This is a genomic window from Pseudomonas sp. GW822-FHT04C11 (assembly GCF_058800905.1).
The window spans coordinates 229,807-237,828 of sequence record NZ_JBXAMS010000009.1 but is presented as its reverse complement, the minus strand read 5'-3'; the positions used below and the strand labels follow the sequence as shown (position 1 = coordinate 237,828).

The following is an 8,022-nucleotide window of genomic DNA, read 5'->3' as shown; positions in this document are numbered from 1 at the left end:
GGCGTCCCCTAGGGGACTCGAACCCCTGTTACCGCCGTGAAAGGGCGGTGTCCTAGGCCACTAGACGAAGGGGACACACGTACAACATTCACTCCCTACCGCGTTTCGCTGTGTGCTTTCCGCTGTAAGTGGCGCGCATTCTATGGATGGATTGAGGGGTCGTCAACCCCCAACTATAAATTTATTTAAATCAATGACTTCGCCCCCCTTTAAGGGGCAATTCCGGGTTTTCGTCCGACCGGGGTTTGACGCCTATATTCTGTCACTCGCCAAGGCGCTATAGTCCTCTCCAGCAGATGATGGCAATGTGCACCCACCCACACATTGCCTATATAGACAGCGCAAAGGCTCGATCCAACTCGTCGCGCCACCCTATGCGCCCCCAGGCTTAGCCACTACACTCGCACGCAAACCCTATAAAGAGGTCTTCACGGTGACACCACTCATGATCACCCTGCTAGTAATAGTCGGGATCGCAATATTGATCGCCATTGGCTACATGAACCATGTGGTGGAAAACAATAAACTGGAAAAGGCCCGCACCAAGGTCGAACTCAATGATCGATTGCGCCGCTGTGGCGAAATCACCGAGACCTTCCCTGGCCAGCTGATGACTCCGGCGCTCAAGCTGCTGCTGACGCGACTGGAACTCAACGTCTGCCAACGCCTGCTCAATCTGGATAAAACCAATTCGACGGCCAAAGCCCGCATCGAGGAACTGCGTGCACTGGTCGCACGAGGTGAATCGATTCCGGTCAACAACCCACCGGCACCGATCCAGACTGAAGCCAAGGCCAAGGACATACGCTTTTTGCTTGAAGCCTTGCATGGCCAGATCACTCGCGCAGCACAGGACGGTTTCCTGCCAACCAACGAAGCCAAGCGCTGGATTCGTGAAGTTCGCCACATCCTGGTATTGCTGCACATCGAGTTCTTCAACAACCTCGGTCAACATGCGCTGCAGCAGGAACAACCTGGGCAAGCCCGCCTGGCGTTCGAACGTGGCGTGCAGTACTTGCGCAAACAGCAAGACCCGCAGGTTTACAGCGAGCAGTTGCAGTACCTGGAAAAACTGTTGGCGCGCGCCAACTCCATGGTGCTGACCAACATTGCACCGGTGGAAGGCGAAGTTAACGAGTTGACCGAAGGCCTCAAGGACGTGGAAGCCGACGCAGACTGGAAGAAGAAAGCTATCTACGACTGATAGTGGTAACACCCGTGGCGAGGGAGCTTGCTCCCGCTGGGTCGCGAAGCGACCCTCCCCCTTCGCTCAGTTCAGTCAGACCGCAAGTACCGCTGTACAACTGCTGCACCCGAGCACGGACCGTGCTGACGGGAGCACAAGCTCCTTCGCCACACACGCTTACAATCTGAAATGCCCCACCATCCCCTTCAGCTCAATCCCCAATTGCGCCAGTTCGATACTCGACGTGGCATTGCCTTGCATGGCCACCGAGGATTGATCGGCACTGGCACGGATGCTGGTCACGCTACGATTGATCTCTTCGGCAACCGAACTCTGTTGTTCGGCCGCTGCAGCGATCTGCTGGTTCATCTGCTGAATCAGCGAGACCGCCGCAGCGATACTGCCCAGCGCACTCTCGGTCTGTAGCGCATCACTGACGGCGAGCTTGACCAACTCACCGCTGCTCTGTATTTGCTGCACCGATGCCTGCGCAGCGGAACGCAAGGCACTCACCAGACGTTCGATTTCTTCTGTGGATTGCTGGGTACGCTTGGCCAGGGCCCGGACTTCATCGGCAACCACGGCAAAGCCCCTGCCCTGCTCACCCGCTCGCGCTGCCTCGATGGCCGCATTGAGTGCCAGCAGGTTGGTCTGCTCGGCAACGCTCTTGATCACGCTGAGGACAGTGCCAATGTTCTGGATTTCCGCACTGAGGCTTTCGATGCTGGAGCTGGCCGACGTCGCCGAGTCAGCCAGTTGCTCGATGCGCTGCATACTCTGACGCACGACCTGCTGACCGGTTTCGACCTTGCCGTCTGCCGTCTGCGCTGCCAGTGCAGCTTCCTCGGCATTGCGCGCAACGTCATGCACGGTCGCGGTCATCTGATTCATCGCGGTGGCAACTTGCTCGGTCTCTTCTTTCTGGCTGCTGACTTCCAGGTTGGTTTGCTCGGTCACCGCCGAGAGCGATTGCGCGGAATTCGCAAGCTGCTCGATACCCGCCTGCAAGCCGCTGACAATGCTGCTCAACCCCGCGCCCATTTGCTGCATGGCCTGCATCAACTGGCCGATTTCATCACGCCGTGTCACCTGCACGGTCGCGCTCAGATCGCCCGCCGCAATTTTCTGGGCGACGAGAATCACACTGCGCAGTGGCGCAACGATCAAGCGAGTAATCACCCACGCGGCAATCAGCCCGACCAGCAACGCAAGCGCCGAAGACGCAATGATCAACACCGAATTCTTCTTCAGTTCTGCCTGCATCGACTGGTCCTCGGCCGCGTAAGCCTGGTCGACCCGCTGCACCACTTCGGCGGCGCGCTCATGCAACTGCTGATAGACCTTTTTCTCCTGACTCAGCAGTCCCGTGTACTCGGCAAGTTTTTCGCTGAAACTGGCGATATGCCCGGCCACTTCGTTGAGCACTGTCTGGTAGCCCGCATCCTTGACCGCGCTCTTCAATGCCTCAACCTGGGTCAATGCCTGGTCGGCCTGTTCAATCTTGCCTTGCTCGGCACTTTCATCACTGGCCTTGCGGCTTTGATCCAGGCGCACTCGCGCCTCATTCATGGCCTGCAACATCAGCCTCGATACCTGACTGACCTGATTGGCCTGCTCGATAAACTCAGCGCCCTCCTTGCCTTGCGTATCCTTGAGCGCATAAGCACCATCGTCGGCAAGGCCAGCTTGCAGCACATCAAGGTTATTGGCCACGCTGGACACCGACCAACTGGCCATTTCCAGCGCCAGTTCCTTGGACTGGGTCAGTTCGACGAATTCATCGAAGGCTTTGCGGTAAGCCCCCAGCGACTGCTCGACATCATTCATCACCGGAACGTTAGCTGCCGACTGAGCCTTGAGTTGCGTTGCGAGGGCGACCAACGCGTCAACACCCTTGTGCAAGGCATCGACGGTTTTCGGATCACTGTGCAAGGCGTATTCCTGCTCAAGCAAACGCACCTTGAGCAGGCCACTGTTGAGCGACGACATCTGCTTGAGCCCGTCGAAGCGCTGGCTGATGGTTTGCAAGGACCAGACGCCGATAGCGGCCACCACGGCCGTCAACATCAGGACCAGAATAAAACCGACACCCAGTTTTTTTGCCATACCGAGGTTGGCAAAACGTCCTTGCACGGCCGAAATCATTGCTCGTAACCCCCTTCCCATACTCAATGGCAACACGACCATTTTCTGTTGTTGCAGATTCGCAATGGGGTGCACCCAAGCACAAGCCTTTGGCGCCGCGATAATGGCAAAAAGCTACGCGTGAGTCGTTTTCAGAACGGTCGAAGTCGATCCGGTAAGGCGCACGCCTGAAAAAACGCCTGTGCCCGAGGATCGTTGGCATAAGCCACATTGATACGCAGCCAATCGATGGTCTCGCCACTGGGGCTGAAGGCCGTCCTGGAGGACAGCACGATACCGAATGAGTGAGCCAGCGTGCGCACCCATGCCGATTCGTGCTCTCGTGGTCGGGCCCAAATGTACAACCCGCCCGCAGGCTTGCCGAACACCTCCCAGTCGGCGTCTTCAAGCACCAGCAATGTCGCCGCCATATCCCGCTTCAATCGCTGACGCTGGCGCTGTACCAGTTTGCGATAGGCGCCATTGGCCAAAAGACTGCTCAGCACCGACTCGCAAAACCGCGAAGCTCCCAGGCTGGTAATCATCTTCATGTCTGCCAGGCGCGCAATGATTGCAGCGCTGGCCACGACATAACCGACCCGCAGCGAACTGCTGAGGGTTTTCGAAAAGCTGCCGACATAGACCACGCTCTGACCCGCGTCCACTGCCGCCAGGCGGGTGCCGGCACTGCCCTGGAAGTCAGCGTAGACGTCATCCTCGACGATGATTAACTCATGACGCTTGGCCAATTGCAGAATCCGTTGCGCAACGGCGGGTGCCAGGCTACTGCCGGTCGGATTGTGGAACAGGCTATTGATGAACAACGCACGGGGATTGTTCGCGCTCAACAAGGCCTCAAGCACTTCAATGTCCGGGCCGCGAGAGGTCCTTGGTACTTCCAGCAACCTGACACCATGCAACTTGAGCAGCTTGAACAGATTCGAATACCCCGGACTTTCGACCACCACGCAATCACCCGGCTTGAGCAGCGTCCGTACGATCAGATCAAGCCCGTGAGTAGCTCCCGTAGTAGTGAGAACCTGGTTCTCATCGACGGTAATACTCATCTGTTGCAAGCGTTTGAGGATCTGTTGGCGCAAGACCGGCAACCCGTATGAAGGGCTGTAGTTGAACAGTCCGGCCATGTCGGTACGCGAAACCTGGCGAATGGCATAACTGAGATCGTCGCTCTCGCGCCAGCTTTCGGGCAGACCACCACGCCCCAGCGGCAACATGCCCAACGGGTCGTCGACCAACCCGACACTGTTTGCGTCAGCCGCCATGGGGCCCGCTAGGTCAGCGCAACGATGGGGCGCACCCAAAGGCCCGGCAACGAAAAACCCCGAGCCATGACGCGACGCCAGCACGCCTTGGGCGACCATGCGCTCATACGCCTCGATGACACTGGACTGACTGAGCAGGTTTTCCCGGGCCAGTTGTCGAATGGACGGCAAACGCGTTCCGGGCTCAATGGCACTTTGGCGAATCCAGCCAGCGAGGGCATCAACAATTTGCTGCACGACGGGCACCAACGCCTGCCGATCGATTCTCAATTCCATGAGAGACCCACTCCAACTGTTTTTCTGGGGCCAGTTAAGCACAGGCGCTCGCATGAAGATGTGCGACAACGCCGCTAAAACACCCTCCTCTAACCCCTTGAAACACAATGTCCGGCGCGACGTCGCAGGCAAACCCTCAGAACGCCGTCACCCCGCCATCCACCGCCAGCGAGTGCCCGGTGGTGAACGCCGCCCCATCGCTGCACAGATACAACACCGCACTGGCAATTTCCTCGACCTTGCCGATACGTCCCACCGGGTGCATGGCGGCGGCAAAATCGGCTTTCTTCGGATCGGCTTCATAGGCACGACGGAACATGTCGGTGTCGATAACCGCCGGACAGACTGCATTCACGCGAATTTTCTTCTTCGCGTATTCGATGGCTGCCGATTTGGTCAGGCCGATGACCGCGTGCTTGGACGCCGCATAAATACTCATCTTCGGCGCCGCGCCAAGCCCGGCCACCGAAGCGGTATTGACGATCGCGCCGCCACCTTGCGCCAGCATCAGCGGCAGTTGGTACTTCATGCACAACCAGACGCCCTTGACGTTGACGCCCATGATCGCGTCGAACTCATCGAGCGTGCCTTCGGCGAGCTTGCCCTTTTCGATTTCGATCCCGGCATTGTTGAAGGCGTAGTCGACGCGACCATAAGTGCTCACCGCCTTCGCCATCAGATTCTGGACATCGCTCTCCAGGGTCACGTTGCACTGCACGAAAACCGCTTCGCCACCGGCAGCCCGAATCAGCTCGGCGGTACCTTCGCCGCCAGCCACATCAAGGTCCGCGACCACCACTTTCAATCCCTCGGCAGCAAACGCCTGGGCGGTTGCGCGGCCAATACCGGCGGCAGCCCCTGTCACCAACGCAACCTGGCCGGAAAACGTCATGCTCATTGTTAGGTCCTCGAAAGATGTGGGTGATCTCGTTTTCGCAGTCTAAGCACCCTGCCCCGTCACGCGGCAGCACTATCAGAGGGCCGGTTGATTGCTTATGAGTTGCGGTGATGAAGATCCCCGCCCGACTATCACTCCTTTGGATCGGACTGTATTCGCTGCGTCAGCAAACCTTGCGACAACCGCCATGAGGGTCTATCAATCAGACTTCATTCAACTTTGAGTGCCCGCCATGACTGCCCAGATCAACCGTCAATTCCTGCTCGCCAAACGCCCGGTGGGAGCTGCGACCCGCGAGACCTTTACCTATCAGCAAGTCCCTGTCGGCGAGCCGGCTGCGGGCCAGATTCTGGTCAAGAACGAGTACTTGTCGCTGGACCCGGCCATGCGTGGCTGGATGAACGAAGGCAAGTCCTACATCCCGCCTGTGGGCATCGGCGAAGTCATGCGCGCACTCGGCGTGGGCAAAGTGATTGCCTCGAACAACCCGGGCTTTGCCGTGGGCGATTACGTCAACGGTGCGCTGGGCGTACAGGATTACTTCCTTGGGGAGCCTCGAGGTTTCTACAAGGTCGATCCGAAACTGGCGCCATTGCCGCGTTATTTGTCAGCACTGGGCATGACCGGCATGACCGCTTACTTCGCGCTGCTCGACGTCGGCGCACCGAAGGCCGGGGAGACCGTGGTGCTGTCGGGTGCAGCCGGCGCGGTAGGCAGCATTGCCGGGCAGATTGCCAAGATCAAAGGCTGCCGCGTGGTGGGTATCGCCGGCGGCGCGGACAAGTGCAGGTTCCTGATTGACGAACTGGGCTTCGACGGCGCCATCGACTACAAGCACGAAGACGTGGTTGCCGGCCTCAAGCGCGAATGCCCGAAAGGCGTAGACGTGTATTTCGATAACGTCGGCGGGGATATTCTCGACGCCGTGCTCAGCCGCCTGAACATGAAGGCCCGCGTGGTGATCTGCGGCGCCATCAGCCAGTACAACAACAAGGAAGCGGTCAAAGGCCCGGCCAATTATCTATCGCTGCTGGTCAACCGTGCGCGGATGGAAGGCTTTGTGGTGATGGATTACGCCGCGCAGTTCGCTGCTGCGGGACAGGAAATGGCCGGGTGGATGGCCAAGGGACAGCTCAAGAGCAAGGAAGACATCGTCGAAGGGCTGGAGACATTCCCGGAAACGCTGATGAAGCTGTTCAGCGGTGAGAATTTTGGGAAGCTGGTGTTGAAGGTGTAGCCCAAAAGCATCGCGGGCAAGCCTTGCTCCTACAGGTCATCTGTCGGTCGCATCATCCGCGCACGACATCAATACTGTAGGAGCAAGGCTTGCCCGCGATTGGTTTTACCGGGCTGCGCTTAAGCCAGTTCGGCCACGACGTCGGCCAAGGCCTTGGCCGGGTCGGCTGCCTGACTGATCGGACGGCCGATCACCAGATAGTCGGAACCGGCATCCAGGGCCTGGCGCGGTGTCAGGATGCGACGCTGATCGTCCTGGGCGCTGCCCGCCGGACGGATCCCCGGCGTCACCAGTTGCAGCGACGGATGCGCCGCTTTCAACGCCGATGCCTCGAGCGCCGAGCACACCAGGCCATCCATCCCGGCTTTTTCTGCCAGTGCCGCCAGACGCAATACTTGCTCCTGTGGCTCGATGTCCAGGCCAATCCCGGCCAGATCCTCACGCTCCATGCTGGTCAGCACGGTCACGCCGATCAACAGTGGTTTAGGACCGCTGCGCTGGTCGAGCACCTCGCGACAGGCCGCCATCATGCGCAGGCCGCCGGAGCAATGCACGTTGACCATCCACACGCCCATTTCCGCAGCCGCCTTGACGGCCATCGCGGTGGTGTTCGGAATGTCATGGAATTTAAGGTCGAGAAACACCTCGAAGCCCTTGTCACGCAAGGTCCCGACGATTTCCGAAGCGCAGCTGGTGAACAGTTCCTTACCGACTTTGACCCGGCACAGTTTCGGGTCCAACTGGTCGGCCAGCTTCAGTGCGGCGTCACGGGTAGGGAAATCCAGGGCGACGATGATAGGAGTCTGGCAGGCGGACATGAGTGGGCTCTCAGGCAAGTCGAAATCGGCGCGCATTGTAGCGGAACGCGAGCCCGTCCGGGACCCGATGATCGGTAAATCATCTTCAACAGTGCCGGTTGGTGGATGATAAGCCCTGCACGCCTGGCAATTGTGTCGAAACAGATACACTCACGACACGCCCTCAACACCGCCCAAGGCTACCCTCGGCAACCGCAAGA

General features: G+C 58.9%; 6 protein-coding genes, 1 tRNA gene and 1 pseudogene. 2 read left to right on the top strand and 6 right to left on the bottom strand.

The genetic code is table 11. The annotated features are described in order from the left end of the window. Positions 1-2 precede the first annotated feature (2 nt). Positions 3-75 (bottom strand) — tRNA-Glu (locus AC1RJ3_RS17335). A gap of 370 nt (positions 76-445) precedes the next feature. On the opposite strand from AC1RJ3_RS17335, the gene AC1RJ3_RS17330 reads away from it, so the two are divergent. Beyond that, entirely contained in the window at positions 446-1,204 is a 759-nt protein-coding gene (locus AC1RJ3_RS17330) for a hypothetical protein (protein WP_493079579.1), read from the top strand. A gap of 159 nt (positions 1,205-1,363) precedes the next feature. Here AC1RJ3_RS17330 and AC1RJ3_RS17325 read toward each other — a convergent pair whose 3' ends face one another. The 4 genes and pseudogenes from AC1RJ3_RS17325 to AC1RJ3_RS17310 all read right to left on the bottom strand — a co-directional run bounded on the left by AC1RJ3_RS17325 (position 1,364) and on the right by AC1RJ3_RS17310 (position 5,767). Continuing rightward, positions 1,364-2,227, bottom strand: coding sequence for a methyl-accepting chemotaxis protein (locus tag AC1RJ3_RS17325; RefSeq protein ID WP_493079584.1), 864 nt, complete (start codon positions 2,225-2,227; stop codon positions 1,364-1,366). Beyond that, positions 2,225-3,253 (bottom strand): annotated as a pseudogene (locus AC1RJ3_RS17320) (HAMP domain-containing protein); the annotation flags it as partial. The gene AC1RJ3_RS17325 and the pseudogene AC1RJ3_RS17320, both read right to left, overlap by 3 nt. 209 nt (positions 3,254-3,462) lie before the next feature. Beyond that, the gene (locus AC1RJ3_RS17315) at positions 3,463-4,869 is read right to left on the bottom strand and encodes an aminotransferase-like domain-containing protein (protein WP_493079578.1); all 1,407 of its coding nucleotides are present in this window, start codon (positions 4,867-4,869) and stop codon (positions 3,463-3,465) included. 136 nt (positions 4,870-5,005) lie between these two features. Beyond that, the gene (locus AC1RJ3_RS17310) at positions 5,006-5,767 is read right to left on the bottom strand and encodes an SDR family oxidoreductase (protein ID WP_103319092.1); all 762 of its coding nucleotides are present in this window, start codon (positions 5,765-5,767) and stop codon (positions 5,006-5,008) included. Positions 5,768-5,999: 232 nt separating this feature from the next. On the opposite strand from AC1RJ3_RS17310, the gene AC1RJ3_RS17305 reads away from it, so the two are divergent. Further along, positions 6,000-7,004 carry an NADP-dependent oxidoreductase gene (locus AC1RJ3_RS17305; RefSeq protein ID WP_054593395.1) on the top strand — a complete coding sequence of 335 codons (1,005 nt, stop codon included), beginning with the start codon at positions 6,000-6,002 and terminating at the stop codon, positions 7,002-7,004. A gap of 119 nt (positions 7,005-7,123) precedes the next feature. Here AC1RJ3_RS17305 and pyrF read toward each other — a convergent pair whose 3' ends face one another. Further along, positions 7,124-7,822, bottom strand: a complete 699-nt coding sequence (gene pyrF / locus AC1RJ3_RS17300; RefSeq protein ID WP_162491267.1) for an orotidine-5'-phosphate decarboxylase — start codon at positions 7,820-7,822, stop codon at positions 7,124-7,126. Positions 7,823-8,022: the final 200 nt, after the last annotated feature.

Bases quoted from the DNA above. Each gene is read 5' to 3' on its own strand.
- AC1RJ3_RS17330 (WP_493079579.1), top strand. From the start codon at position 446: ATGATCACCCTGCTAGTAATAGTCGGGATCGCAATATTGATCGCCATT.
- AC1RJ3_RS17325 (WP_493079584.1), bottom strand. From the start codon at position 2,227: ATGGGCGCGGGGTTGAGCAGCATTGTCAGCGGCTTGCAGGCGGGTATC.
- AC1RJ3_RS17315 (WP_493079578.1), bottom strand. From the start codon at position 4,869: ATGGAATTGAGAATCGATCGGCAGGCGTTGGTGCCCGTCGTGCAGCAA.
- AC1RJ3_RS17310 (WP_103319092.1), bottom strand. From the start codon at position 5,767: ATGAGCATGACGTTTTCCGGCCAGGTTGCGTTGGTGACAGGGGCTGCC.
- AC1RJ3_RS17305 (WP_054593395.1), top strand. From the start codon at position 6,000: ATGACTGCCCAGATCAACCGTCAATTCCTGCTCGCCAAACGCCCGGTG.
- pyrF (WP_162491267.1), bottom strand. From the start codon at position 7,822: ATGTCCGCCTGCCAGACTCCTATCATCGTCGCCCTGGATTTCCCTACC.